Here is a 25,160-nt window from a genome sequence, read left to right as displayed (position 1 = left end):
GCGAGTCTGAACAGGGCGTTCAGTTCGTTGGATTAGACCCGAAACCGAGTGATCTAGCCATGAGCAGGCTGAAGGTAAGGTAACACTTACTGGAGGGCCGAACCCGTATCTGTTGCAATAGATTGGGATGACTTGTGGCTAGGGGTGAAAGGCCAATCAAACTCGGAAATAGCTGGTTCTCCGCGAAATCTATTTAGGTAGAGCGTTAGTTGAATTCTCCAGGGGGTAGAGCACTGGATGGGCTAGGGGTCCTCACCGGATTACCAAACCTAACCAAACTCCGAATACCTGGAAGAACTGACTGGCAGACACACGGCGGGTGCTAACGTCCGTCGTGGAAAGGGCAACAACCCTAACCACCATCTAAGGTCCCCAAGTTATGGCTAAGTGGGAAAGGATGTGAGGATCCCAAAACAACCAGGATGTTGGCTTAGAAGCAGCCATCATTTAAAGAAAGCGTAACAGCTCACTGGTCTAAATAAGGGTCCTTGCGCCGAAAATGTAACGGGGCTAAAGCCATACACCGAAGCTGTGGATTTACTCTTATGAGTAAGTGGTAGCGGAGCGTTCCGTAAGCCTGTGAAGGGAGACTCGCGAGAGCTCCTGGAGGTATCGGAAGTGAGAATGCTGACATGAGTAACGATAAAGGGAGTGAGAGACTCCCTCGCCGAAAGTCCAAGGGTTCCTGCTTAAAGTTAATCTGAGCAGGGTGAGTCGGCCCCTAAGGCGAGGCCGAAAGGCGTAGTCGATGGGAACCACGTTAATATTCGTGGACCTGTGGGAAGTGACGGATTGCGTAAATTGTAAGGTCTTATTGGATTGATCTTGCAGTGAAGTGATCCCAGGAAATAGCTCCCACATATAGACCGTACCCGAAACCGACACAGGTGGACAGGTAGAGAATACCAAGGCGCTTGAGAGAACTACGTTGAAGGAACTCGGCAAAATGCACGCGTAACTTCGGAAGAAGCGTGACCCTTTAGCGGGCAACCGTTAGAGGGTGGCACAGACCAGGGGGTAGCGACTGTTTACCAAAAACACAGGGCTCTGCGAAGTCGCAAGACGATGTATAGGGTCTGACGCCTGCCCGGTGCTGGAAGGTTAAGAGGAGATGTGCAAGCATTGAATTGAAGCCCCAGTAAACGGCGGCCGTAACTATAACGGTCCTAAGGTAGCGAAATTCCTTGTCGGGTAAGTTCCGACCTGCACGAATGGCGTAACGACTTCCCCGCTGTCTCCAACGTAGACTCAGTGAAATTGAATTCCCCGTGAAGATGCGGGGTTCCCGCGGTTAGACGGAAAGACCCCGTGCACCTTTACTATAGCTTTACACTGGCATTTGTGTCGATATGTGTAGGATAGGTGGTAGACTTTGAAGCAGGGGCGCCAGCCTTTGTGGAGTCATCCTTGAAATACCACCCTTATCGACATGGATGTCTAACTGCGGTCCGTTATCCGGATCCAGGACAGTGTATGGTGGGTAGTTTGACTGGGGCGGTCGCCTCCTAAAGAGTAACGGAGGCGCGCGATGGTAGGCTCAGAACGGTCGGAAATCGTTTGTTGAGTGCAATGGCATAAGCCTGCCTGACTGCAAGACTGACAAGTCGAGCAGAGTCGAAAGACGGTCATAGTGATCCGGTGGTCCCGTGTGGAAGGGCCATCGCTCAACGGATAAAAGGTACGCCGGGGATAACAGGCTGATGACCCCCAAGAGTCCATATCGACGGGGTTGTTTGGCACCTCGATGTCGACTCATCGCATCCTGGGGCTGGAGCAGGTCCCAAGGGTATGGCTGTTCGCCATTTAAAGCGGTACGTGAGTTGGGTTCAGAACGTCGTGAGACAGTTCGGTCCCTATCTGCCGTGGGTGTAGGAATATTGACAGGATCTGTCCCTAGTACGAGAGGACCGGGATGGACGTATCTCTGGTGGACCTGTTGTGGCGCCAGCCGCATAGCAGGGTAGCTATATACGGACGGGATAACCGCTGAAGGCATCTAAGCGGGAAACCCACCTGAAAACGAGTATTCCCTGAGAACCGTGGTAGACTACCACGTTGATAGGTCAGGTGTGGAAGTGTGGTAACACATGGAGCTTACTGATACTAATAGTTCGATAGGCTTGATCGTTCCCATTACCTCTATTCATTCTCAAGCAATAATTATAAAAGCAAAAAAACCAGTTTCTCCTTCTATCTATACCTTTCGCTGACTTGGTGGTTATGGCGGAACACCTGCACCCGATCCCATCCCGAACTCGGCCGTGAAAGGTTCCAGCGCTGATGGTACTTTGTCTTAAGACACGGGAGAGTAAGTCGCTGCCAGGTCTGCTAAGGGTATAAATAGATGTCAATAACAGTTCTAAATATGAACAAAATGGTAGACCATAAAAAACGCCTGTCCTGCATGCGTTCTAACTAAGTCTTCGTGACGCGGGGTGGAGCAGCCCGGTAGCTCGTCAGGCTCATAACCTGAAGGCCGCAGGTTCAAATCCTGCCCCCGCAACCAAAAAATATCCCCAGAAAATCTCCGCAGTTCACGTTAAACTATCAGATCTCCTTCCAAAAAAGAGGCATCTGAAACAAAAATCTCACATAAACAATGCATTTGCTTCGTTAAACAATTTAAATGAAAATTTATCAAAACAGCCATAAATCTTTTGATAGGGGATCTTCTTCTCGGAAATAAAAAAGAGAAGCAATTTATCCTTTAAAAAATCTGAAATAACCTCCCGGAAAAAAACTCTTCCTATGCTCCAATCATGCGCTAAGACTCTCCTTCACAGATAAATCAAAAAAGCACCCATATCCTCAAAAAATACATGGAATAAAAATCGCTATATAACCATATGTAAGAAAATATATGGTGCTACCGTGCCGCTTAAAAAACTTTCTTCATCAAAAGAGACATACTCTCTAGAGGATCCTTACCTCCTATAATCTCAAAAACTTCTCTAGCTATAGGAGTATGAATGCAATGCTCACGAGAAATTTTAACAATCGCTTCACAAGTCTTAACTCCTTCAGCTACTTCACAAAGATCCATTAAAATAGAATCCAAAGAAATACCAGACGCTAAACCTAAACCAACACGATAGTTCCTCGATAAAAAAGAATTCGACGTTAAAAATAAATCTCCTGCGCCGGATAAACCTAAAAATGTTTGATAAGTCTCCTGCGGTTTCTGGATAAACTCATTGAACTCATTAAGGGTATAAGCTAAACATAAGTAATTCACAAATATATAAGATGTATGATTGTAAATTGCTGCTAAAGAAAAATGCCTACAATGAAACAAGAAAAATAAAAGCCTGTTTACCACGTGGCTTTGTTGATCGCACGAGTACGCAGTTGCGCGCGTTGGAAACAATGATTGCTCAAATTCGTACTGTTTATGAACTTTATGGATTTGAAGCTCTTGAGACGCCAATTTTTGAATACACAGATGCTCTTGGAAAATTCTTACCTGATGCAGATCGTCCTAATGCGGGTGTCTTTTCTTTGCAGGACGATGACGACCGGTGGATGTCTTTGCGCTACGATCTGACGGCACCTCTTGCACGCTATTTTGCTGAAAATTTTGAAATTTTGCCGAAGCCATATCGTAGTTATCGTCTTGGTTTTGTTTTTCGTAATGAGAAACCTGGTCCAGGGCGATTTCGTCAATTTATGCAATTTGATGCTGATATTGTTGGTTCTCCAACTGTAGCTGCAGATGCAGAGATTTGTATGATGGCTGCAGATAGTTTGGAAAAATTAGGTATCCAACGGCATGACTATGTTATTCGTTTAAATAATCGAAAGATTCTTGATGCCGTCTTGGAGATGATTAATTTAACGAGCAATGGGCAGACTGAAAAACGCTTAAGCGTCTTAAGGGCCATGGATAAATTGGATAAATTTGGCATAGAAGGAGTACGTTTGCTTTTAGGAAAGGGGCGTCTTGATGAAAGTGGGGATTTTACACAAGGAGCAGGCCTGAGCGATCAAGAAAGTGATCTTATCCTTTCTTTGATGTCTTGTGATGCTGAAAATGCAGAAGAAGCTCTTAGTCATCTTAAAGAGATAGTAGGCGATACTATTCAGGGAGAAGAAGGAATCCGTGAATTAGAGGAAATGCAAACTATTTTTGCAAAGAATGGTTATCAACAGCGTATCAAGATTGATCCATCGGTGGTGCGCGGATTAGATTATTATACGGGGCCTGTATTTGAGGCTGAATTGCTTTTTGATGTTCTTAATGAAGAAGGGCGGAAGGTTGTTTTTGGATCTGTTGGGGGTGGAGGGCGTTATGATGGATTGGTTTCTCGGTTCCGTAGTGAAATGGTTCCTGCAACTGGTTTTTCCATGGGTGTTTCACGTTTAATGTCTGCTTTGCATGCTCTTGGATGTTCTTCTGCAAAAGAGGGGACGGGGCCAGTTGTAGTACTTGTGATGGATAAAGAACCTCAATATATCGCTTGCTATCAAAATATGGTCATGAATTTACGTCGTGCGGGGATTTGCTCTGAGTTATATTTAGGAACTGCAGGGATGAAGGCACAAATGAAATATGCGGATCGTCGTCATTCGCCTTGTGTTGTGATTCAAGGAGTGCAAGAACGTGACATGGGAAAAGTGCAGATTAAGGATTTAATTGAGGGAGCACATTTGGCTACTCAGATTAAAGACAACCAAACATGGCGTGAAAGCCGCCCCGCGCAAATAACGGTTGATGAAGACAAGTTAGTTCAAGCAGTGCAAGAGATTTTAGCTAAGCACCAATCTCTAATTTAAGAAAACAAAACCAGAAGTAATGATGCCTCACTCTTCGGAATATTCTTATTATCTGGAAGAAAGCCAACACACACTCCTCGTTGTTAAAGGAGTGTGTGTTATTAGTTTAAGCGTTTTTATTATGAGCCTTGAAGAACTTTCAAAATATGTTGTGGTGACGAAATTTCATATGGGTCTGTACCGCAATGATCTGAAAATCCCTCTTCTTCAAACAAGTGCTCGATAGTACCGTCATTGATGACAGCAGCGTATCTCCATGATCGCATACCAAAACCGATGTTGCTTTTATCAACAAGCATTCCCATTTTTCTTGTGAATTCGCCGGAGCCATCAGGGATAAGCTTGACGTTTTTGAGGTTTTGTTGTTTGCTCCAGGCATTCATTACAAATGCATCATTAACTGAGAGGCAGTAAATTTCGTCAATACCAACCTTCTTAAAATCATCGTAAAGTTTTTCAAAGTCAGGAAGTTGCAAATTTGAGCATGTAGGTGTAAAGGCTCCAGGAAGAGAGAAGAGAATAACTCGTTTCCCTTTGAAATAGGTGTCGCTGTTTACATCTTGCCATTTATAGGTGTTACCGTCACCTGCTGTTTCGTCATATACGCGAGTGTGGAAGGTTACATTAGGAACTTTTTTTTTAACCATGGTTGCGCCTCCTCTATGGTTTGCAGAGTTTCATCGCAAAAACAGGATTGCTTTTTACGACAGATCTTAGGAGAGTAGTTTATTGCAGCAAATTTGCAAGACCTTTGTGCTTACATTGTGTTAAATAAATTTATCTTTGATTTTGGTTAAAGAGAGTTCTTGTGTGAATAGCTAAGGAAGAGAATAAAGATTTTTATATGAATATCCATACTGTTTTAACAATACCTTTTGAGGATCAAAAATTAGGTACATCTGGTTTACGTAAGAAGGTATCGGTTTTTCAGCAGCCCCATTATATTGAAAATTTTATCCAATCAATTTTTCACAATATTGGTCCACTCACAGGAAAGCTTCTCATTCTTGGAGGAGATGGGCGCTACATGAACCGCATATTTATTCAGCGGGTGTTAAAGATGGCTGCTGCTCATGGTGTTGGAGCTGTTAAAGTTGGGCGAGGGGGAGTATTGTCGACGCCTGCGGTTTCACACCTTATTCGTAAATATCATGCGCGTGGAGGGATCATTTTATCGGCCAGCCATAATCCTGGAGGAGCTGAGGGTGATTGTGGTGTTAAATATAATATTGCAAATGGTGGTCCAGCACCTAGTACCTTGTGTGAAGCCATTTTTGCAACGTCACAGAAGCTTTCTTCTTATAAAATTGTTGAAACTCCAAACATTGATCTAGATGTAGAAGGGCAAAGTTTTATAGGTTCTATGCAGGTGGATATTATTGATCCAGTTGCTGATTATAATATCTTGATGCAGGAAATTTTCGATTTTGACCATATTGCTCAGGCTGTTTTAGAAGGTTTGACTTTGCAATTTGACGCTATGCATGCTGTTACAGGTCCTTATGCACGAGAAATTTTTGAAAAATGTTTGGGGTTTTCTCAGGGAACGGTAGTTAATGGCACACCTCTGCCTGATTTTGGAGGAAAACATCCAGATCCCAATTTAGTTCACGCAAAGGGTTTGTATGATCTATTAATGTCTGATCATGGTCCCGATCTTGGTGCAGCTTCAGATGGTGATGGAGACCGGAATCTTATCATTGGTCGTCGACAATTTGTCACACCTTCAGATTCCTTAGCCATTATGGTTGATCAGGCACATCTTATTAAGGGATATCAGAAAGGTGTAGTGGGGGTCGCACGTTCGATGCCAACAGGGCGCGCCGTTGATTTGGTTGCAAAACAAAAAGGACTTCCCTGCTTCGAAACACCAACGGGATGGAAATTTTTCGGCACGCTTTTAGATTCTGGACGAATTACGTTTTGTGGCGAAGAAAGTTTTGGGACGGGATCAACACATATACGTGAAAAAGACGGCATTTGGGCTGTGTTATTTTGGTTAAATCTTTTAGCGGTTACAAAAAAGACGGTAGCGCAAATTGTCCAACAGCATTGGCATTTATACGGGCGCTTTTATTATATGCGCTGTGACTACGAGAATGTAGATGCAGAAAAAGCGAACATGATGATTGAAAGATTACGTGTCCATTTGCCACAAGCTGGGATGCAGATAGCTGAATTTCGAGTTGAAAAAGCTGATGATTTTACATATTGCGATCCAATTGATCAGAGTATCAGCACACAGCAGGGAGTACGCATATTTTTTGATAATGGAGCACGGCTTGTGGTGCGCTTATCTGGAACAGGAACAGCAGGAGCTACCATACGATTATACCTTGAACAATATGAGCGTAATCCTCATCATTATGTTTACAGTTCACAAAAGGCACTTGAACGGTTATTTTCAGTAGCGCTTGAGATATTAAAGATGAAGCGCTACTTGGGTCGAGAACAGCCTGATCTTGTGACATAAGATGAGGATTATCGTAAAATGAGGATCATTGTGGATAGAGCATTTTTTTAGGATCGACCAGTCGATCATAATCAGCCTCAGAAATTCCAGCTTTTAATGCTTCTTCACGCAAATCTGTACCATTTTTATGGGCTGCCTTAGCGATTTCAGCAGCTTTTTCATAACCAATTTCTGGTGCGAGAGCTGTTACCAACATAAGGGAGCGCTCCATGAGAGAATGAATATGTTCTCGATTAGCGCGAAGCCCCTTAATACAGTAAGTACTGAAGGAACTCATTGAATCTCCAAGGAGGGAGAGTGATTGTAGGATATTATAACCGATGATTGGCTTAAAAGTGTTGAGTTCAAAGTGACCTTGGCTAGCAGAAAATGTTACGCTGGTATGATTGCCGAAGACCTGGCACGCAACCATGCTCAATGCTTCGCACTGTGTGGGATTAACTTTTCCTGGCATGATGGAGGAACCAGGTTCATTTTCTGGAAGGTTTAATTCACCTAATCCTGAGCGTGGTCCCGATCCTAAGAAGCGGATGTCGTTAGCAATTTTGAAAAGATCAGCAGCTAATGCATTCAAACTTCCATGAAAATTGGCAAGAGCTCCATGATGCGCGAGAGCTTCAAATTTATTATGAGCAGTTTTGAAGCCAATTCCTGTCAGGGAACTTATTGTTTCAGCAAAGTCAATATCAAAATCTTTTGGCGCATTAAGGCCTGTTCCAACGGCAGTTCCTCCCTGAGCAAGCATTTGTACGTCAATAAGGGATTTCTCAATGCGATAGCGGTTAGCTTCTAATGCAGCTCGATATCCTGAAAATTCTTGTCCAAGTGTGATAGGGGTTGCATCTTGAGTGTGCGTTCGTCCAATTTTTATAATATCTGCAAATTCTTTCTCTTTTTCTTGCAAACTATCAATAAGAGTATCAAGCATTTCGAAAAGATGTTGCCTTGTTTGCAGTGTAACAGCAATATGAAGAGCTGTTGGGAATGAATCGTTTGATGATTGGCTCATATTAACATGATCATTTGGGTGGACAGGTGTCTTGCCACCGAGTATTCCTCCCAAAAGAACGTTAGCACGATTGGCTATTACTTCATTGACGTTCATATTGCTTTGTGTCCCAGAGCCTGTTTGCCAAACAGAGAGAGGAAAATGTGTGTCGAATTTACCAGAAATAACTTCATCAGCAGCGGTAACAATAGCGTCACCTATATTTTTAGCAAGTTTCCCTTTCTTCATGTTTACAAGGGCTGCCGCTTTTTTAATAAGGTTTAACGCGTATATTAAAGCTAAGGGCTGCTTTTCGGTACCGATGTTGAAATGATGCAGAGACCGTGCAGTTTGCGCTCCCCAATAACAATTTTGAGGAACCGATATCGTTCCGAGGCTGTCAGTTTCTTGACGTATTTTAGTCATGGTAAAATCCTTATTTAGATCTAATTTTTATTTACTTAGCATCGATCAATCAGAATAAAAAATGGTCAAAATTTTTTAATGGAGATATATAATAGAATCCCCCGATTGAATTATTTTACATCGAGTTCTTGACATTACAAGGGAGCGTTTTTATATCTAGCGTAGATATTAGCACTCGTTACAAGAGAGTGCTAGTAAATTTCAAAAAATTAATTCGTTATACTCAGTTTTAAGGATTTAAAACATGGCTAACATAAAATTCCGCCCACTTCACGATCGTGTCGTTGTTCGCAGGGTTGAATCTGAAAATAAAACAGCTGGTGGAATTATTATTCCTGATACAGCTAAGGAAAAACCTCAAGAAGGTGAGATTGTGGCTGTCGGAAACGGCGCTCTCGATGATCATGGTAAGCGTATTCCTCTTGAAGTAAAAGAGGGAGACCGCGTCCTGTTTGGAAAATGGTCTGGAACCGAAGTTAAGGTTGACGGGGAAGAACTCTTGATCATGAAAGAGTCAGATATCATGGGAATTTTGGGCTAATCCAGCCTCTCAATTTTTATTATTATTATTTGGGATAACTCCAAGGAGAAATTAGATGGCTGCTAAAGAAGTTAAATTTGGCCGTGACGCTCGCGAGCGTTTGTTGCACGGTGTAAATGTTCTCGCTGATGCTGTTAAGGTGACGCTCGGCCCTAAAGGTCGTAACGTAGTGATTGATAAATCATTTGGTGCACCACGTATCACGAAGGACGGTGTGTCTGTTGCTAAAGAAATTGAACTTGAAGACAAGTTTGAAAATATGGGTGCGCAGATGTTGCGCGAAGTTGCTTCAAAAACAAATGATGTTGCTGGTGACGGAACCACAACAGCGACTGTTTTGGGGCAGGCTATTGTGCAAGAAGGCGTGAAAGCTGTAGCAGCAGGTATGAATCCTATGGATCTTAAGCGTGGGATTGATTTTGCTGTAGAAGAGGTTGTTAAAAGTCTTTCTCAAAAAGCAAAGAAAATTCAGACTTCAGAAGAAATTGCACAGGTCGCAACGATCTCTGCAAATGGCGCTGATGAAGTTGGTAAAATGATTGCTGATGCCATGAGTAAAGTGGGCAATGAAGGTGTTATCACAGTAGAAGAAGCAAAAACAGCGGATACTGAGTTAGAAGTTGTTGAAGGTATGCAGTTTGATCGCGGATATCTTTCACCTTACTTTGTGACCAATGCTGAAAAGATGATGGTGGATCTTGATGATCCTTACATCCTTATTCACGAGAAGAAATTGTCTAGTTTGCAAGCATTGCTTCCTGTTCTAGAATCCGTTGTTCAATCAGGTAAACCCCTTCTTATCATTGCAGAGGATGTAGAAGGTGAAGCTTTAGCAACTCTCGTGGTTAACAAGCTGCGTGGTGGTTTGAAGATTGCTGCTGTTAAGGCTCCAGGTTTTGGTGATCGCCGTAAAGCGATGTTAGAAGACATTGCAATTTTGACATCAGGTCAGGTTATTTCTGAAGATGTTGGTATTAAGCTTGAAAATGTTACTTTAGATATGCTGGGACGCGCTAAGAAGGTACAGATTTCTAAGGAAAACACGACCATTGTTGATGGTTCTGGACAAAAAGCTGAAATTAATGCCCGCATTAGTCAGATTAAAGCTCAAATTGAAGAAACAACATCTGATTATGATCGTGAAAAACTTCAAGAAAGATTAGCAAAACTTGCTGGTGGTGTTGCTGTTATCCGTGTTGGGGGTGCAACAGAAGTTGAAGTAAAAGAAAAGAAAGATCGTGTTGAGGATGCTTTAAATGCAACCCGTGCTGCTGTGGAAGAAGGGATAGTTCCTGGTGGTGGAACAGCGCTCTTGCGTGCTGCACATGCTCTCACTGTTAAAGGGAAAAATCCAGATCAAGAAGCAGGTGTTAGCATTGTGCGTCGCGCTCTGCAGGCACCAGCTCGTCAGATTGTTAAAAATTCTGGTGCAGAAGCTGCTGTTATTGTCGGAAAAGTTCTTGAGAATAGTTCAAGTACATTTGGTTATAATACTGCGACAGATCAGTTCGGTGACTTGATCGCTTTGGGGATCGTTGACCCTGTAAAGGTTGTGCGTTCTGCGTTACAGAATGCTGCATCCATTGCAAGTCTTTTGATTACAACAGAAGCGATGATTGCTGAAGTTCCGAAAAAAGATACACCAATGCCTCCAATGCCTGGTGGCGGAATGGGCGGAATGGGCGGAATGGATTTCTAAATTTCCACGAACATTGTAAGAAATAAGGAACGGGCTGAGTGGCCCGTTTTTTTATTTATTTGGCATATATTTTTAAAAAACTGCAAATTACACGAAATTTTGAAGATCGATGGTGAAAGATAGTGTCAGAGACGATAAAATTTACGAGAATCTTACTGCGGCATTGCTTCAACACCCAGAACTTCTGGGATAAAGTGTCGTAAAAGATTTTCGATACCGTGTTTTAATGTGGCTGTCGAGGAAGGACATCCAGCACAAGCACCTCGCATATTGAGGTAAACAACGCCATTCTCAAAACCACGAAAAGTAATATCTCCACCATCATTAGCAACTGCTGGACGCACACGTGTTTCTAAAACCTCTTTAATGATAGAGACAATGTCAGCATCTTTTTCGTCGTAAAATTCCTCGTTAAGCGTATGAATTTGAGCCTGCTCTTTAGCCTTTTTTGTAACAATAGGTTCATCGGATAAAAGATGTTCCATGATTGTTCCCAAAATTACAGGTTTAAGATGTTGCCACTCTCCTTCATTTTTGGTGACGGTGATGAAATCATAACCCAACATAATCCCGCTAATATTAGGAATTTGAAGAAGTTTAGTTGCTAAAGGAGAATGAAGAGTGGATTCATCATTTTTACGAAATTCTAAAACACCTGTCGTGAGGAGAACGCGTCCTGGTAAAAATTTGAGTGTTGCAGGGTTAGGTGTGGTCTCAGTTTGAATAAACATGCGTTACCCCTTTCGTTGTTAGAATTAAGCAAAATTTCTTACATAAAAACATAGCTTTTTGATATATTTTCTTTGCAGTTCTTATGAGAAATATTATTCTAAATAACAAAGATATAAGAAAATATTTTCTATATATGATCAGCTTATATTCTTCTATGCATTGTAATAACAAGAAATCATAATTGATGATAGTGACATCCTCCGACCGTTATCAATCTTTTCAGGTTCTGATAAGTGAGTTTTCTGTCTGTTACTATTTAATAAATTTTACACCACAGATTCCATACTTCGTTAATAGCATTATTTAGTGTAGCAAATATTTGATTTAGCGTATTATAGCAGTAAATGTTGCAAAGATAGTAAATAATGGGACTACTTATAATAAAAAGAGAAATCTCTTTTCTAAAAAGAGCTAAAGTCATTTACAATGAATGTGACACTATAGGCCATCAGATTCATTACATTTTACAGAAGAGTTATTAAAGATCGGATCAGTTTCGTTTATATGGAAGAGAGAATTTTATCTCTGGAAGTGGAAGTTGGCCTGCCAATTTTGGAACTCGCTATAATACAGTATTTTTCTCTAACAACAAAGTAAAAGGACATATGCCCATTATATGAGGGGATTGTGTCATGAAGAGATATGGAAGGTGATAGAATTTCTCTTTTTTGGTTATGGGGAAGGGTTAGATGTATTTTGTAAAAATCCAACAATATCGCGCACTTGTTTCATTGTATTTTCTGCAAGAATACCAGCACGTTCTGCGCCCTCGCGTAGAATGGAATCGATATAGGCATTGTCTTCATGCAGGCGCTGTAATTCCCGCGTTATTGGTGCTAATCTATGGATAGTAAGATCAGCAAGCATTGATTTGAAAATTGAAAAATTTTGTCCAGAAAATTCTAATAAGACTTTTTCTTTGCTCATATCTGCAAGGGCTGCATAAATACCGAGTAAATTATCTACTTCAGGCCTTTTCTCCAAAGAGCTAAGGGTATCTGGTAGGGGCATTGGATCAGTTTTCGCTTTACGTATTTTCTGTACAATAAGGTCATCATTATCGGTTAAATTGATCCGTGAAAAATCTGAAGGATCTGATTTAGACATTTTTTTTGTACCATCACGCAAAGACATAATACGAGGCGTTTCTTTACCGATAAGAGCTTCTGGTATAGGGAAAAAAGCGCATTTTTTCTGTCTGTTTTCTGGCATACAGAGACCATAATTCAACTCAACAATACGGTCAGCATAGTCATTATTAAATTTTTGAGCGATGTCACGTGTTAGTTCAATATGTTGTTTTTGATCCTCGCCGACAGGAACATGTGTCGCTCGATATACCAGGATGTCAGCAGCCATGAGACTTGGATAAGCAAAAAGCCCAAGAGATGCTTGTTCACGATTTTTGCCGGCTTTATCCTTAAATTGTGTCATGCGTTGAAGCCAACCGATCCGAGCTACACAGTTAAAGATCCATGCTAATTCAGCATGTTGAAAAACTCTCGATTGGTTAAAAATAATCTGTTTTTTGGGATCAATGCCAGCAGCTAAAAAAACTGCTGCTGCTGAGCGTGTGGATTCCATAACAATGAGAGGATCTGGATTGATCGTTAAAGCATGCATATCAACAACGCAGTAAAGGCAGTTATGAGATTCTTGCAATGCAACCCATTGCTTAATAGCGCCAAGATAATTACCAAGATGTAGATTTCCGCTTGGTTGCACACCGGAAAAAACGAGCGGTGCGAAGGTTTCCATAGGATAATCCTTTCTTCATTGATACTATGTAGCTGTTACATTGTTATATGGCTGCAGTGTTATGGCAGAGCATTTTTCTAAGAGAAAGATATACTCAAAATATATTATTGTGAAGATTGTTTCAATTTTTTGCGCAGGAGGGTGATATAATTAGTGCCTAGCAGGAAGCAAAGAGTGAAATAAATTGACAAAGTGCCGATAACTAATCCCGCGAGAGTGGTTGCCCGGGTGAGAAAAGGTGTTTGTGAAGATAAGGGAACAGCCAGGATATCACGAGCATAGTATAAGATGGAAGCCATTAAAGAAATAGAAATAATGAGACGAGCAATCCACATGATCAGCTGTTTATCATATTTCCAATAGCCACGTTTAATCAGAGTTCCATAAAGTAAAATTGTGTTGACCCAAGCAGAGGTAATTTCAGCGATAACAATACCCCGTGCAGATAAGAGAGGAAACAATGTTAGAGCTAAGCTGACATTTACAAAAACGCAAATAGCTGAAAAAATCATAGGTGTTTTAGTGTCCTCTCGGGCAAAGAAACTTGGAATAAAAACCTTAATGAGTACAAATGCAGGTAATCCCAGTCCATAAAGAGCCAGTAAATAGGCTACACTACTTGTCGATTCTTGTGTAAACTGTCCGCGTTCAAAAAGTAAACTAACAATGGGAGAGGATATTAGAAGAAAAAAGAATGGATGCTGGTAAGGCGAGAAATAGGGTAAATTCAATAGCACGATTTTGTAAAGAATTAGCGTCTTGGTAATTTTTTTTCGCAGAGCTTTTGTTAATTCTGGTAAAAGAACGGTTGCAACAGCAATTCCAACAACACCTAATGGGACTTGATAAAGACGATCAGCGTAAACTAAAGCTGACACAGCTCCTGGTTGGCTAGAAGCAATATTGGTGTTGATTAATAAATTAATTTGCGTAATTCCTCCTGTAATGGCAGCAGGAAATGCTAAAGTTAAAAGTTGGCGAACATTAGGGCTGAAATGAGGGAAACGTAGATAGAGTTTTATATCACTTTTGCGTAAAGCAATAGCAATGAGAAACAACTGAAAAATGCCTGCAGCCATCACTCCCCACGAAAGATTTAATCCGATATGCCAGGGGTCTAATTGGTAAATCCAAGCATAAGCCAGGACAATAATGAGGATAATATTCAAAAAAACAGGCGCAATAGCAGCTACAAAATAGTTTTGCAGTGCATTAAGCATCCCTCCCATCATTGCAGACAAAGACATGCATGTTAAATAAGGAAACATAATTGCAGTAAAGCGAACTGTAGCATCAAATTTTATTGCATCCTCTGCAAACCCTGGTGCAATGACAGTTCGTACCAAAAAGGGCATGCTGATTTCCATAACAATTGTTAGGAGTAAGAGTATTGAAAATAATACCCCGAAAACTTCTTCTGCGAATTGACAGGCTTTTTCTTTGCCATCTTCGGTAATTTTTTTTGAAAAAAGGGGAACAAAAGCTGCATTAAAAGCACCTTCAGCAAAGAATCTGCGAAATGTATTTGGAAAACGAAAAGCAACGTTAAATGCGTCAGAAACAGGCCCGGTTCCAAAGGATGCAGCCATGAGCATTTCACGTACAAAGCCGAATAAGCGGCTCATTAAGGTTCCGGAGGCAACAGTGATGAATTTTTTAACCAGGTTCATAAAGATGCTTTTTACTGAAGTTAGAATCCTTTGAGTATATCATATAATGGAGAACAACTGTGCTCTAGGAATATGATAATCAATGAGTACACCCATATGCTTTGATGAGTATCATTTTGTCAATGAAGATCATTTATTCCTATTACAGAGAAGTTTGGTGGTAGGACAATGATTTTGTACTTCGATAGTCTTCAAAATAAAGGGAAAAATTTAAAAAATAAATTTTATTGAATGTCTATTATCCACAAGAATGAAGAGTTATGGTTTTTCATTCTTTAATGATAAGAAAAAGTATGTCTATAAGGAAATATTATTTTATGAATTAATTTTTACTATATTATAGCAAAAATACTATTATAGTGTATGTTTATTATTAAAGAATTTTTATGTTGTGTAACTATTTGTAAGACGATAAAACATGAATGCTACTATTTAAATTTTTGAGAATATAGTAAGAACTTTATCTTGGTATAAGTTTTTCCCATAAAGCATAGGTGTATTTTGCAGGCGCTATACGCTTTCTCGTTGAGAAAATTTTGGTGTTTTATGCAATATTGTTGAGGATATTTTTTCCCTTTTAATACCATCTTGTATAAAATATTACTCTTTATCTAATTTTCTATTTTGATAATTTAAAAACGCTACAAGGTTTTTTACTTTTCGGAATTTCTTCTTTTTTGAATAATTGGAAGGTGTTGTTCTGAGAAAGCGGATGACAAGAAAAAAATCTTAAGATAAAGAGTAGGATCATCGTAGATGATTTTGAGCAACAGATAATAGTTCGATGGATGTTCCATGAAAGAACTTACCTACATTGCCCCTATAATGGATAATTATGATGCAGTTTTTTGCGATATTTGGGGTGTTATACATGATGGTACACGTGTATTTGAGCCAGCGTTGAAAGCATTGCAAACAATTCGGAAAATGGGGAAGCATGTTGTTTTGTTAACAAATTCACCCCGACAACGGCAATATGTAATCACTCAGTTACAGCAATTGAATGTTGATTCTGAATATTATGATGCTGTTGTTACATCTGGTGATGTTACACGTGATCTCATTCATACAGCACCATGTCAGGTTTTTTTCATCGGTCCGCGACGTGATTTATCTCTCTTTGAAGGGTTATCTTGTGAGATAACTGGAGAAGATGAAGCTCGTACGGTGGTGTGTAGTGGTTTTCTTGAAGAAATTGGTGCTATTCCGCAAGATTATGAAGAATTATTTAAGCGTTTATGTAAACGCAACTTACCATTTATTTGTGCTAATCCTGATATTATGGTCTATTATGGGGATCAACAGGTTTGGTGTGCTGGGGCGTTAGCGCGCCTTTATCAACAGTTAGGGGGTGAGGTGCATATTGCTGGAAAACCCCATGCGCTTATTTATAGTCATGCTCTTAAAATTTTGAACAATATTGGTGGACCAGTAAACAAAAGTCGCATTTTAGCGATTGGTGATGGTTTATTAACAGATGTTAAGGGTGCAATCTGTTTTGGAATTGATGTTGTTTACATCGTAGGTGGGATACACCGACATAATTATCTACATGACGGTTTGATGAATAAAGAAGCTTTGTATAGTGATCTTGATCGTCATGGTTATAAACCTAAAGCTATTATGTGGGCATTCCAATAATGGTTGGTTTTTTACGTCTTAAAGGTTATCAAGAGCTTCCTTTGTCATGGCGTGGTTCTGTGTTGGCCATTGGTAATTTTGACGGTGTCCATCGTGGTCATCAAGAAGTATTACAGAAGGCGCTTGAAGTGTCACGTCTTCAAAACAAACCGGCTCTGGTCTTAACTTTTGAACCGCATCCAAAGAGTTTTTTTCAAAAAAAGATGCCTATTTGTCGTTTAACAGAGGCCGCGGAGAAAGCTGAAATTTTCAAAATTCTTGGTTTTGATGGTGTGATTGAACAATCTTTTGATATGCAGTTTGCTTCTTTTTCAGCTGATGATTTCATTAAAATAGTTTTAAAACAAGCTTTTGACGTTTCTATTGTTGTTACAGGGGATAATTTTTACTTTGGTCGCCATAAGAGTGGGAGTGCACCTTTTTTGTGCCAGAGGGGAAAAGAGAATGGTTTTGAAGTTATTCAGGTTTCTTCTATATGCAGTGATGAGCTAGGGCAGGAAATTTCTTCTAGCATAATTCGGCAGCTTTTAGCGCAAGGAAAGGTGAAGCAAGCAGCTGGTTTATTAGGGTACCATTATCGGGTGCGCTCAAACATTATTGATGGGGAGAAACTTGGTCGCCTTTTGGGTTTTCCAACAGCTAATCAGGCATTGTCTGATCAAACAACACTAGCACACGGCGTTTACGCTGTGCGGTTGCGTCGAGCCAATGGCGTTTTGTATGATGGTGTTGCTAGCTTTGGGTGTCGTCCAACCATTGTTGATGGTGGAGAAGCACTTCTTGAAACTTATGTATTTGATTTAGACGAAGAATTTTATGGTGAAAATTGTACAGTTTCTTTTTTACAATTTTTGCGTGGGCAAGAAAAATTTGATGGACTAGAGCGTCTGGTCGAGCAAATGCATCGTGATGAACAAGATGCAAAAAAAATTACAGCGACAGCACAACCTCTTTCGAGTTTAGATCAATATTTGACTTTTACATGTATGTCTTGAAATGGTCTAAAAACGATAACAGGGATGCAACAATAGCACCCAAACTAATCACGATGATAACAGTATATTCCAATATATTACGGATAATGTGAAATTTTCGCCTATGGGTAGGTGAACCGAAGGTTTGAAGATCTGAAGCTGTCATTTGCATTTCCTCCTATTTGCACAAATTTGTAATATTCACTAGGGCAAAAGAGTTTAATATTCACTTCTAAAAATTGTTAAAGAAAATCAGAGAAGTGCCAAGTTGTATAAACGAATGGAGCGTGTTCCATGGCGGCAATAGGCAACAATAGGGCGAGGTGCAGTTTTTAGCACTTCTCGCATAGCATCGATGCTTGATTGTTCTATGGTAGGGGGGGTGATAGGAACGTAATGGGATTGTATTCCATAATGAAGAGCGGTTTCTTGGATAACATTGAAAAGTGGTTGATCCAAATCTTCTTGATCAGGCCGATTGCAGATGATTGTTTTAAAGCCATCACTTGCAAGTTTCGGGATATCTTGAATGCTGATCTGAGAGCTAGCAAAGAAATGCTGTTCAATCTGTTGTAGGTTCATAGTTACACATCCGTATCGGAGATATTATACACCACTTTCAGAAAAATCTCGTTACGAGAAAAGTTTTAGCGGAGGGTTTATTCTACTTAATAGAAATAGATGCTTGTAGAAGACGGCAAAAAAATAAAGAATGGAACTTTTTTAAAATAACGGCAAAATCCTTTTTGAAGAAAAATACTACGACTAAAAATTCACGATGAGTGCGCGAGAAACATTAAGATATTTTATAAGATCTTACAGACATATATCCATCATCAAGACAAAAACAACAGCCACATTAACGCTAATAATTAAAGCAGAATAAAGCACAGCTACTTTCACTATATCAGTCATACCAGCACCCCCCTACTTTTGTAATTTTACAGAATCGTTCACAAAACATCACAAGATGTAATATATGCTGATATTTTGTGTTCAGCAAGCTTAAAGTAATTGTTGTTTTTCAAGAAGGAATGAACATCGAAATTACACATGATGCTATGGTGAGCTTTTATTTATTTTTCATATCGTTCAGCACCATTTTCGCACAAGATTCACCGTATATTATGAGAGTTTTAGTAATGAATTGAGGTATCTTTCAGGAATTTTAAGAATTTAAAACTTTTGAAACGGAATGAGAAATATCTGGAGGCGTAAGGCAGTCTTAAAAAAATTGAAAATCATTTGCTTTTTTGCACTGTTGCGTTGACAATGATTATTAAAGGAGAGAAATGTGCAACATAATCTGAAAGCTTCTGCTGAGGATCAGAGTCAATTTTCTGGTCGTGATGTTGCATTCGCAGCAGGAATTGTTGTAATTCTAACAGTCCTTTTTTTACCTGTTCCTGCTTTTGTTTTAGATTTAGGACTTTCTTTTTCCATAGCATGTTCTGTTTTGATTTTAATGGTTTCTTTATGGATTCAGCGTCCTCTTGATTTTTCAGCTTTTCCAACAGTTTTGTTAATTGCAACATTGCTGCGTTTATCTCTTAATATTGCAACAACGCGTGTGATTTTAACTCATGGAAATGAAGGTTATAAGGCAGCAGGTCATGTCATTCATGGTTTTTCCCAGTTTGTTATGGGTGGGGATTTTGTCATTGGGCTTGTTGTTTTTGCCATTCTTATTATTGTAAATTTTTTAGTGATCACTAAAGGTGCAACGCGTATTGCTGAAGTTGGTGCGCGTTTTACGTTAGACGCTATTCCTGGGAAACAAATGGCTATTGATGCAGATCTTTCATCAGGTCTTATTGATGAAAAGGAAGCGCAGCGTCGCCGTCGAGAACTTGAAGAAGAAAGTTCTTTTTTCGGAGCAATGGATGGGGCTTCGAAATTTGTACGTGGTGACGCTATTGCTGGGCTTATTATTACGGCAGTGAATATTTTTGGTGGTATTATTATTGGTGTTACACGCCATGGTATGACGTTATCTGGTGCGGCAGATGTTTTTACAAAACTTTCTGTTGGTGATGGTCTTGTTACACAGATTCCAGCTTTAATTGTTTCTTTAGCTGCAGGTCTTTTGGTTTCAAAAGGGGGAACGCGTGGTTCTGCTGAAAAAGCTGTTTTAGGACAATTAGGGGGATATCCTAAAGCTCTTTTTGTTTCATCATTACTCTTATTTATGCTGGGTGTGATGCCAGGTTTGCCTGCTTTTCCATTTATCACATTGAGTATTGTTTTAGCTGCAATTGGTTATTCTATTCCACGTCGTTTAAAGAAAGAGGCTATCGCACAGCAAGCTTTAGAAGAAGAGGCCCATAAAAGAGCTGTTCAAGAAGAAAGTAAATCGGTTAAGGCATCGCTTGATACGGTGCAAATTGAAATTGCCATGGGCAAACAATTATCCCAACGCTTGCTACCTCAGCAGGCTGAGTTAGCTACTCGTGTTGCAAAGATGCGTCGAAAATTTGCTCAGGAATATGGTTTTGTCATTCCTGATATTCAACTTTCTGATGATTATACAGTTCCAGCTAAAACTTATTGGATCAAATTACATGGTACAGTTATAGCATCTTACGCAATGCGTATTGGTGAGGTTCTCATTATGCCAGGGAACAAACCCATTCCTAATATTCCAGGTGAGCAAGTGGTAGAACCAGCTTTTGGAATGGGTGCCTTTTCAACGTCGGAAACATTTCGTACTGAATTAGTACGTGAAGGTTATATGGCTGTAGACAATCTTTCTGTCCTCTTGACCCATTTAAGCGAAGTTTTGCGCAGCAACTTGGCACAATTATTTTCTTACAAGGATATGCGAATTCTTTTGGATCGTTTGGGGGGAGAATATCGTAAATTATTGGAAGAAATTTGTCCTGCACATCTTTCTTATTCAGGACTACAATCAATTTTGAAACTGCTTTTAGCAGAACGCATTTCTATTCGTAATCTTCATCTTATTCTTGAAGCAATTGCTGAAATTTCTCCTCACATTCGGCGTTCTGATCTTATTGCTGAACATGTCCGTCTGCGTTTGTCTCAGCAAATTTGTGGTGATCTTTCCGAAGGGGGCATCTTGCATGTTATTCGGATGGGTAGTCGGTGGGATCTTATTTTTCACAAAGCTTTAAAACGAGATACGAAAGGTGAAATAGTCGAATTTGACCTTAATCCTGCTGAACTTGAAAAATTCGGTACCGAGGCTTCTGTGATGATACGCCAATATATGGAAAAAGCAATGCGTTTTGCATTGATAACATCCCCTGAGGCACGCCCTTATGTACGCATGATTATGGAACGTCTTTTCCCAACATTATCTGTCCTTTCTCATGCAGAAATTTCTCGCAATATTGAAGTAAAGACATTAGGGGTTCTCTCTTAAAAAGAAGGAGTGTTGAGTTTTTTGATATCTGTATCTCCTTTAACATCTTTTCCTATTGATAATTTGGTTCTCATTACCATGCTGATTTTTGCGCGGGTGGGAGCTTGTTTGATGCTCATGCCTGGTTTATCTAGTGCACGTGTACCTCTTCATTTGCGTTTGTTTATTGCTCTATCTTTTTCGTTGATTGCACTTTTTACAGTAGCAGATTTCTTCAAATTTTTAGGAGAAAAACCTGATCTTGGGTCACTTTTGCAAGTTTTGTGCTCTGAAATGCTTATAGGGATGACATTTGGGGTTATATCTCATATTTACATTTGGGCGTTACAATTTATGTCAACAATCATTGCAATGTCTGTAGGATATTCTGGTCAATCTGGATATAATCTTATTGATTCAACACCAGAAACACAAGTATCTCATTTAATGGTTATAGCTGGTGTGATGCTTTTTTTTGCAAGTGATATGCATATGCTTGTGGTTCGTGGGTTGTTAGCTTCTTACGAAGTACTTCCCCCGGCTTTGATTCCAAATCCCGAGGCGGCGTTAATTGATTATCGTGACTCGTTATCAAAGATATTTTTTACAACATTATCTATCGCTGCTCCTTTCATTGTTTACGCTGTTTTGGTTAATGTTGCAGTTGGATTGGTCAATAAATTAACTCCAACTATTCCAGTGTATTTTATTTCTTTGCCGTTTGTTATTGCAGGAGGAATGTTTTTACTCTATTTCATCGCTCCAGAGCTTTTAAATTTCTTTAATTTAGAATTTCAGGATTGGCTCAAGAGGGGACCTTAGGTATGAAAAACAGCAAGCGTTATGGTAAATTGGTCAAAATACAAGGGCTTGTGGAGGCTTATCATAAAGTTGAACTAGAGAGGTTACACTCTCAGATTTCTTTTTGTGAGGAAGAAACACATAGGATTCTTACTTTGATGGGGAGAGAGGAAGAGGGTATTCCTTTTTGGGACGTGAATTTTTTATCACGGCGTTTGCAACATACAGCTAAAATGGAGCAAAATCTCGAAAAATCTGTTGCTCAGAAAAAGCAAGTTGTACGCGAAGCTTCCAGTCGTTTGCAGCGGTTTGAGAATAAGTACAAAGAGGCCAAATCCAGTGAAGAGAGGAAAGATTTTAGCGCGATATTAGAAGATTATATTGCTGATAAAACGATTAGAGCATCTATTTAGTATCAATTTTGTTTACTTATTTAAGAACATACCTCATTGAAAATGATCTGTATACCGCTATCTTTGAAGAGATAAGATTTAAAATAGTTCATCGTTTATGCCTATCAGCATTGAGTTGCGGCATCATGTACGTGTACCACATATCCCTGATACGGCTTTGAGTTAAGAATGGATGATTTTTATATAAATTTCATAAACATCACACAACACCTGTGCATTGAAGAACGCTTCTCTAAGGAAGGTCAATCAACAAATTTAGAGCCGCTTATTAGAGAAAACAAACCAAAAAACACCCAGATCCGCAGGGGGTGCTCTATACAATAGGCACAGTTTGTATTATACAAAAAAATAGTATACTATCACACCTCTCCTACCAGAAAGCGGCAGAAGAAAACAGCGCTACCTATAAGAGATGATAAAGGCATCAGTTTGACGTAAGTTTGGTTTTTTATAATTAATTGTGGCTATGGTGATGAATTTTATGTTTAGGCTTTTTGAGAAGAAGAGATTTTTCGTCATTCTGGGGTGATAGAAAAGTAACAGAATGGTTTTGTAAAAAGGGGAACTTTATGGCTATTCAGCCACTTTCGGATATTGTTTTTGATGTTGCACGCGCTGCTGATCCGCTTGAGTATCGTGCGTCTGTTGAGAAATTATATAGTGCGCAAAATGTTGTGCGCACACAGGGTGTTGAGCAGGTAGGCGAGCGTTTTTCTGAGCTAGTGAGTTCTGATCTCCTCGCATTGAAGGGAGAGGGACATCAAGCTCCTATGCAGTCAGAAACAGCAAAAGATAGGGAGAGTGAGGTTTTTAGAGATTTTGAGTCTTTTATGTTGCAGAGTTTAATTGAAAATATGTTTACAACAGATTCTCAGTCTTTTTTTGGTAAAGGACAGACAGGCAAGATATGGAAATCTATGATGGTTGAGCAATTAGCTAAGGAGTTCGCTAATTCTGGTGGGATTGGGGTTGCTCAAATGTTGGCTTCCGAGAAGGCGCGAAGGGAAGAAAGTGCAGCTCATGAAAAAGAAGAAAGACAGCCAAAAACTGCCTTCGAAGATCATAATACGATTGCACGTGCAATTGTTTATTCAAATGATCTCAACCTAGTCCGTCAGTATTCTTGATCTATTTATAAAGATCCTACACTGGCTGATTATTCTGTGTGTGAATTGAATTCATATTATTTAAAGTAAACAATGAAAAAGGGGAATGAAAATGTTTATAGCGGAACATGGTGATAAAGATGACGATAACAATGAAATGCTGAAAACGAAACCTTTAGACAATGAGCTTATTGGGCGTGAATGGGCTATAACAAAATTTATGGCTGCTGTTAAGGGGTTAGCAGAAGTAGTAGATTATGAAAGTAATATGCTTGAGAGCCATGGCAAACCTGATTACGAAGAGGTGAATTTGCGTAAAACTCGTGGGCTTCGTGATTTAAATCAGTCCATGAAAGATGTTGTGCGTTACATGGATCCGGAAGTTGAAAGTGATATTGCTCATGCTCTCGCTGATTTGCAGGTGAAATTGCAACGTAACAGTGAGTTACTGCAGACAAACTTAGAAGCGGTTAGAGAACTTTCTCAGATTATGCAGATGGCCGCTCGGGCTGAAGAAACGGATGGAACTTATGATCCAGCTTTAGTTAATGCTGGACGACATAAATGATCAAAATGATTTTAATGGGGACATGGGTGTGTATTGTCACCTTGGGGGCGCTCGCATTTAGTATGAACAGGTCGAGTAATTCTGGGGTTTCACGTATACAGGATGCTATCATTGTAACAAATGAGTCTCACGATACAGAAATTATGAGTATTCCTATTTTGGTGGAAGGAGTTGTTCAAGGTTATATTGTGACACAACTCACATATGTTATCGATAGAGGTTTAGCGCGAGAAATATCTATTCCCGTGGATGTTTTAATTCATGATTCTATTTTTCAGCAATTTTGGGGTAGTTACTCGAATGTCCGTATGATCGAAAAAATAAGCTTTGAAGATGTTAAACAACAGATCATAGAACATATTAATCAACGTTCTAAGCAGCCTATTTTAAAAGATTTGCTTGTTAAGCAGTTCAATTATCTTAGCGTTGACAAAGTACGCCAACCTATCCAATATACAGGATAGACAAATATAAAAATAGTATGACAGTGATGCTATATTTTTAGCTTCTTTAAGGATGACTATTTTTTCAGAAACATGCTGTAGAGGGGCATTTTAGGCCTTTTCACCATAAATAGTGGCTGCATTTGTAATGTTATTTTACATGAAATAAAAAAGTAGCGAGATTTTCATAGAAAAGTCTTGCTACCCCTTGTCTATATGAAAAATCTTGATAATTGATGTAGCTTTTCAAACCTTTGAAAGATATCTCTCTTCAAGGTATAAGGAAAGTATTATTTTAGTGGATGAGTGGCTTTTGTCTCTGTATCCGTGCATTGTTGAGTGCATTCATAAAAGTGCTTGTATTAGTCTCTTCATCTGCTGGATTATCGAAAATACACTGATTTAATTCAATACCGAATTCTTCCGCTGACATAACGAGTTGGAAAAAAGCTCGCACCCCATCATTTACAAACTCCATGTGCAAGAGTATTTTAGGCGTTGTATCCCAGTCTAGCTCGTAGTTTGCGTTTTGGGCAAAGCGCATCGTATGAGGGTAAAAACGGAGCTCCACAGCACTTTCAACGAGCTCAGAAATATGACCAAAGCGCTCTGTGTGGATACAAGCAATAAAATCACCGACATCGATAAGGCGCAACTCCGGAATGAACTGTGCAACTTGCTTTGCCAGAACCATTTCACGAATTTCAGTTATATAGTCTTTTTTCATTTTTTAGCTTCATAATATTTTGAGGCATTAAAACGTTGTTTCGATCAACAATCAATTGTAGCG

20 protein-coding genes, 1 tRNA gene and 2 rRNA genes (1 of these 23 only partly in view) are annotated in these 25,160 nt (G+C 39.7%); 15 read left to right on the top strand and 8 right to left on the bottom strand.

Going from position 1 to position 25,160, the window contains the following annotated elements; all coding sequences use genetic code 11:
- The 3 genes from PU02_RS00950 to PU02_RS00940 all read left to right on the top strand — a co-directional run.
- Positions 1–2,128: ribosomal RNA gene (locus tag PU02_RS00950) — 23S ribosomal RNA — on the top strand; it begins 683 nt to the left of the window's first position.
- Between the two features lie 82 nt (positions 2,129–2,210).
- Positions 2,211–2,325: ribosomal RNA gene (rrf, locus tag PU02_RS00945) — 5S ribosomal RNA — on the top strand.
- A 104-nt stretch (positions 2,326–2,429) separates the two neighbouring features.
- A tRNA-Met gene (locus tag PU02_RS00940) sits at positions 2,430–2,506 on the top strand.
- 372 nt (positions 2,507–2,878) lie between these two features.
- Here PU02_RS00940 and PU02_RS06905 read toward each other — a convergent pair.
- On the bottom strand, positions 2,879–3,235 hold the full coding sequence (locus tag PU02_RS06905; protein ID WP_053943681.1) for an NAD(P)H-dependent glycerol-3-phosphate dehydrogenase: 357 nt from the start codon (positions 3,233–3,235) through the stop codon (positions 2,879–2,881).
- Between the two features lie 29 nt (positions 3,236–3,264).
- On the opposite strand from PU02_RS06905, the gene hisS reads away from it, so the two are divergent.
- The gene (hisS, locus tag PU02_RS00930) at positions 3,265–4,773 is read left to right on the top strand and encodes a histidine--tRNA ligase (protein WP_236824031.1); all 1,509 of its coding nucleotides are present in this window, start codon (positions 3,265–3,267) and stop codon (positions 4,771–4,773) included.
- A gap of 119 nt (positions 4,774–4,892) precedes the next feature.
- Here the strand turns inward: hisS and PU02_RS00925 are convergent, their stop codons facing one another.
- Positions 4,893–5,420, bottom strand: coding sequence for a peroxiredoxin (locus PU02_RS00925; RefSeq protein WP_053943679.1), 528 nt, complete (start codon positions 5,418–5,420; stop codon positions 4,893–4,895).
- 197 nt (positions 5,421–5,617) lie between these two features.
- Here PU02_RS00925 and PU02_RS00920 point away from each other — a divergent pair, with 197 nt between their 5' ends.
- Positions 5,618–7,246 (top strand): alpha-D-glucose phosphate-specific phosphoglucomutase, encoded by a 1,629-nt coding sequence (locus tag PU02_RS00920; protein ID WP_053943678.1) that lies wholly within the window; start codon positions 5,618–5,620, stop codon positions 7,244–7,246.
- 25 nt (positions 7,247–7,271) lie between these two features.
- Here the strand turns inward: PU02_RS00920 and fumC are convergent, their stop codons facing one another.
- A complete protein-coding gene (gene fumC / locus PU02_RS00915; protein ID WP_053943677.1) occupies positions 7,272–8,660 on the bottom strand; it encodes a class II fumarate hydratase in 1,389 nt (462 codons plus the stop codon).
- Between the two features lie 244 nt (positions 8,661–8,904).
- Here fumC and groES point away from each other — a divergent pair, with 244 nt between their 5' ends.
- Together groES and groL are read left to right on the top strand one after the other, a co-directional pair.
- Entirely contained in the window at positions 8,905–9,201 is a 297-nt protein-coding gene (gene groES, locus PU02_RS00910) for a co-chaperone GroES (RefSeq protein WP_053943676.1), read from the top strand.
- Positions 9,202–9,256: 55 nt separating this feature from the next.
- The gene (gene groL / locus PU02_RS00905; RefSeq protein WP_053943675.1) at positions 9,257–10,900 is read left to right on the top strand and encodes a chaperonin GroEL; all 1,644 of its coding nucleotides are present in this window, start codon (positions 9,257–9,259) and stop codon (positions 10,898–10,900) included.
- 152 nt (positions 10,901–11,052) lie between these two features.
- Here the strand turns inward: groL and PU02_RS00900 are convergent, their stop codons facing one another.
- The 3 genes from PU02_RS00900 to murJ all read right to left on the bottom strand — a co-directional run bounded on the left by PU02_RS00900 (position 11,053) and on the right by murJ (position 15,060).
- Complete coding sequence (locus PU02_RS00900) at positions 11,053–11,631, bottom strand: NifU family protein (RefSeq protein WP_053943674.1); 579 nt, start codon at positions 11,629–11,631, stop codon at positions 11,053–11,055.
- A 673-nt stretch (positions 11,632–12,304) separates the two neighbouring features.
- A complete protein-coding gene (gene trpS / locus PU02_RS00895; protein WP_053943673.1) occupies positions 12,305–13,390 on the bottom strand; it encodes a tryptophan--tRNA ligase in 1,086 nt (361 codons plus the stop codon).
- A 104-nt stretch (positions 13,391–13,494) separates the two neighbouring features.
- Positions 13,495–15,060 (bottom strand): murein biosynthesis integral membrane protein MurJ, encoded by a 1,566-nt coding sequence (gene murJ, locus PU02_RS00890; protein ID WP_236824013.1) that lies wholly within the window; start codon positions 15,058–15,060, stop codon positions 13,495–13,497.
- 795 nt (positions 15,061–15,855) lie between these two features.
- Between murJ and PU02_RS00885 the strand changes: the two genes are divergently transcribed.
- Both PU02_RS00885 and PU02_RS00880 read left to right on the top strand, forming a co-directional pair.
- Complete coding sequence (locus PU02_RS00885) at positions 15,856–16,701, top strand: TIGR01459 family HAD-type hydrolase (protein ID WP_053943672.1); 846 nt, start codon at positions 15,856–15,858, stop codon at positions 16,699–16,701.
- Positions 16,701–17,696, top strand: coding sequence for a bifunctional riboflavin kinase/FAD synthetase (locus PU02_RS00880; protein WP_053943671.1), 996 nt, complete (start codon positions 16,701–16,703; stop codon positions 17,694–17,696). Before PU02_RS00885 ends, PU02_RS00880 begins: the two co-directional genes overlap by 1 nt.
- Positions 17,697–17,927: 231 nt before the next feature.
- On the opposite strand, the gene PU02_RS00875 is transcribed toward PU02_RS00880, so the two are convergent.
- Complete coding sequence (locus PU02_RS00875; protein WP_053943670.1) at positions 17,928–18,257, bottom strand: protein tyrosine phosphatase family protein; 330 nt, start codon at positions 18,255–18,257, stop codon at positions 17,928–17,930.
- A gap of 724 nt (positions 18,258–18,981) precedes the next feature.
- On the opposite strand from PU02_RS00875, the gene flhA reads away from it, so the two are divergent.
- The 6 genes from flhA (at position 18,982) to PU02_RS00845 (ending at position 24,391) form a co-directional block, all read left to right on the top strand.
- On the top strand, positions 18,982–21,060 hold the full coding sequence (gene flhA / locus PU02_RS00870; RefSeq protein ID WP_414947450.1) for a flagellar biosynthesis protein FlhA: 2,079 nt from the start codon (positions 18,982–18,984) through the stop codon (positions 21,058–21,060).
- Positions 21,061–21,072: 12 nt separating this feature from the next.
- Positions 21,073–21,861, top strand: coding sequence for a flagellar biosynthesis protein FliR (gene fliR / locus PU02_RS00865; RefSeq protein ID WP_053944598.1), 789 nt, complete (start codon positions 21,073–21,075; stop codon positions 21,859–21,861).
- A 2-nt stretch (positions 21,862–21,863) separates the two neighbouring features.
- Positions 21,864–22,253, top strand: coding sequence for a hypothetical protein (locus PU02_RS00860; RefSeq protein ID WP_053943668.1), 390 nt, complete (start codon positions 21,864–21,866; stop codon positions 22,251–22,253).
- Positions 22,254–22,822: 569 nt separating this feature from the next.
- Positions 22,823–23,380 carry a rod-binding protein gene (locus PU02_RS00855; RefSeq protein ID WP_053943667.1) on the top strand — a complete coding sequence of 186 codons (558 nt, stop codon included), beginning with the start codon at positions 22,823–22,825 and terminating at the stop codon, positions 23,378–23,380.
- A 91-nt stretch (positions 23,381–23,471) separates the two neighbouring features.
- Positions 23,472–23,927 carry a flagellar protein FlgN gene (locus PU02_RS00850; RefSeq protein ID WP_053943666.1) on the top strand — a complete coding sequence of 152 codons (456 nt, stop codon included), beginning with the start codon at positions 23,472–23,474 and terminating at the stop codon, positions 23,925–23,927.
- A 62-nt stretch (positions 23,928–23,989) separates the two neighbouring features.
- Complete coding sequence (locus tag PU02_RS00845; protein ID WP_236824012.1) at positions 23,990–24,391, top strand: hypothetical protein; 402 nt, start codon at positions 23,990–23,992, stop codon at positions 24,389–24,391.
- Positions 24,392–24,665: 274 nt separating this feature from the next.
- On the opposite strand, the gene PU02_RS00840 is transcribed toward PU02_RS00845, so the two are convergent.
- Entirely contained in the window at positions 24,666–25,097 is a 432-nt protein-coding gene (locus tag PU02_RS00840; protein WP_053943664.1) for a hypothetical protein, read from the bottom strand.
- Positions 25,098–25,160: the final 63 nt, after the last annotated feature.

It is taken from the genome of Bartonella ancashensis, from assembly GCF_001281405.1.
Lineage (GTDB): Bacteria > Pseudomonadota > Alphaproteobacteria > Rhizobiales > Rhizobiaceae > Bartonella > Bartonella ancashensis.
The sequence above is the reverse complement of the archived record's forward strand: the minus strand, read 5'-3'. Positions and strand labels throughout refer to the sequence as shown.

What these genes read in the sequence shown, in the direction of transcription:
- PU02_RS00925 (WP_053943679.1), bottom strand. Translation starts at nt 5,420, where the DNA reads ATGGTTAAAAAAAAAGTTCCTAATGTAACCTTCCACACTCGCGTATAT.
- PU02_RS00920 (WP_053943678.1), top strand. Translation starts at nt 5,618, where the DNA reads ATGAATATCCATACTGTTTTAACAATACCTTTTGAGGATCAAAAATTA.
- fumC (WP_053943677.1), bottom strand. Translation starts at nt 8,660, where the DNA reads ATGACTAAAATACGTCAAGAAACTGACAGCCTCGGAACGATATCGGTT.
- groES (WP_053943676.1), top strand. Translation starts at nt 8,905, where the DNA reads ATGGCTAACATAAAATTCCGCCCACTTCACGATCGTGTCGTTGTTCGC.
- groL (WP_053943675.1), top strand. Translation starts at nt 9,257, where the DNA reads ATGGCTGCTAAAGAAGTTAAATTTGGCCGTGACGCTCGCGAGCGTTTG.
- PU02_RS00900 (WP_053943674.1), bottom strand. Translation starts at nt 11,631, where the DNA reads ATGTTTATTCAAACTGAGACCACACCTAACCCTGCAACACTCAAATTT.
- trpS (WP_053943673.1), bottom strand. Translation starts at nt 13,390, where the DNA reads ATGGAAACCTTCGCACCGCTCGTTTTTTCCGGTGTGCAACCAAGCGGA.
- murJ (WP_236824013.1), bottom strand. Translation starts at nt 15,060, where the DNA reads ATGAACCTGGTTAAAAAATTCATCACTGTTGCCTCCGGAACCTTAATG.
- PU02_RS00885 (WP_053943672.1), top strand. Translation starts at nt 15,856, where the DNA reads ATGAAAGAACTTACCTACATTGCCCCTATAATGGATAATTATGATGCA.
- PU02_RS00880 (WP_053943671.1), top strand. Translation starts at nt 16,701, where the DNA reads ATGGTTGGTTTTTTACGTCTTAAAGGTTATCAAGAGCTTCCTTTGTCA.
- PU02_RS00875 (WP_053943670.1), bottom strand. Translation starts at nt 18,257, where the DNA reads ATGAACCTACAACAGATTGAACAGCATTTCTTTGCTAGCTCTCAGATC.
- PU02_RS00860 (WP_053943668.1), top strand. Translation starts at nt 21,864, where the DNA reads ATGAAAAACAGCAAGCGTTATGGTAAATTGGTCAAAATACAAGGGCTT.
- PU02_RS00855 (WP_053943667.1), top strand. Translation starts at nt 22,823, where the DNA reads ATGGCTATTCAGCCACTTTCGGATATTGTTTTTGATGTTGCACGCGCT.
- PU02_RS00850 (WP_053943666.1), top strand. Translation starts at nt 23,472, where the DNA reads ATGTTTATAGCGGAACATGGTGATAAAGATGACGATAACAATGAAATG.
- PU02_RS00845 (WP_236824012.1), top strand. Translation starts at nt 23,990, where the DNA reads ATGAACAGGTCGAGTAATTCTGGGGTTTCACGTATACAGGATGCTATC.
- PU02_RS00840 (WP_053943664.1), bottom strand. Translation starts at nt 25,097, where the DNA reads ATGAAAAAAGACTATATAACTGAAATTCGTGAAATGGTTCTGGCAAAG.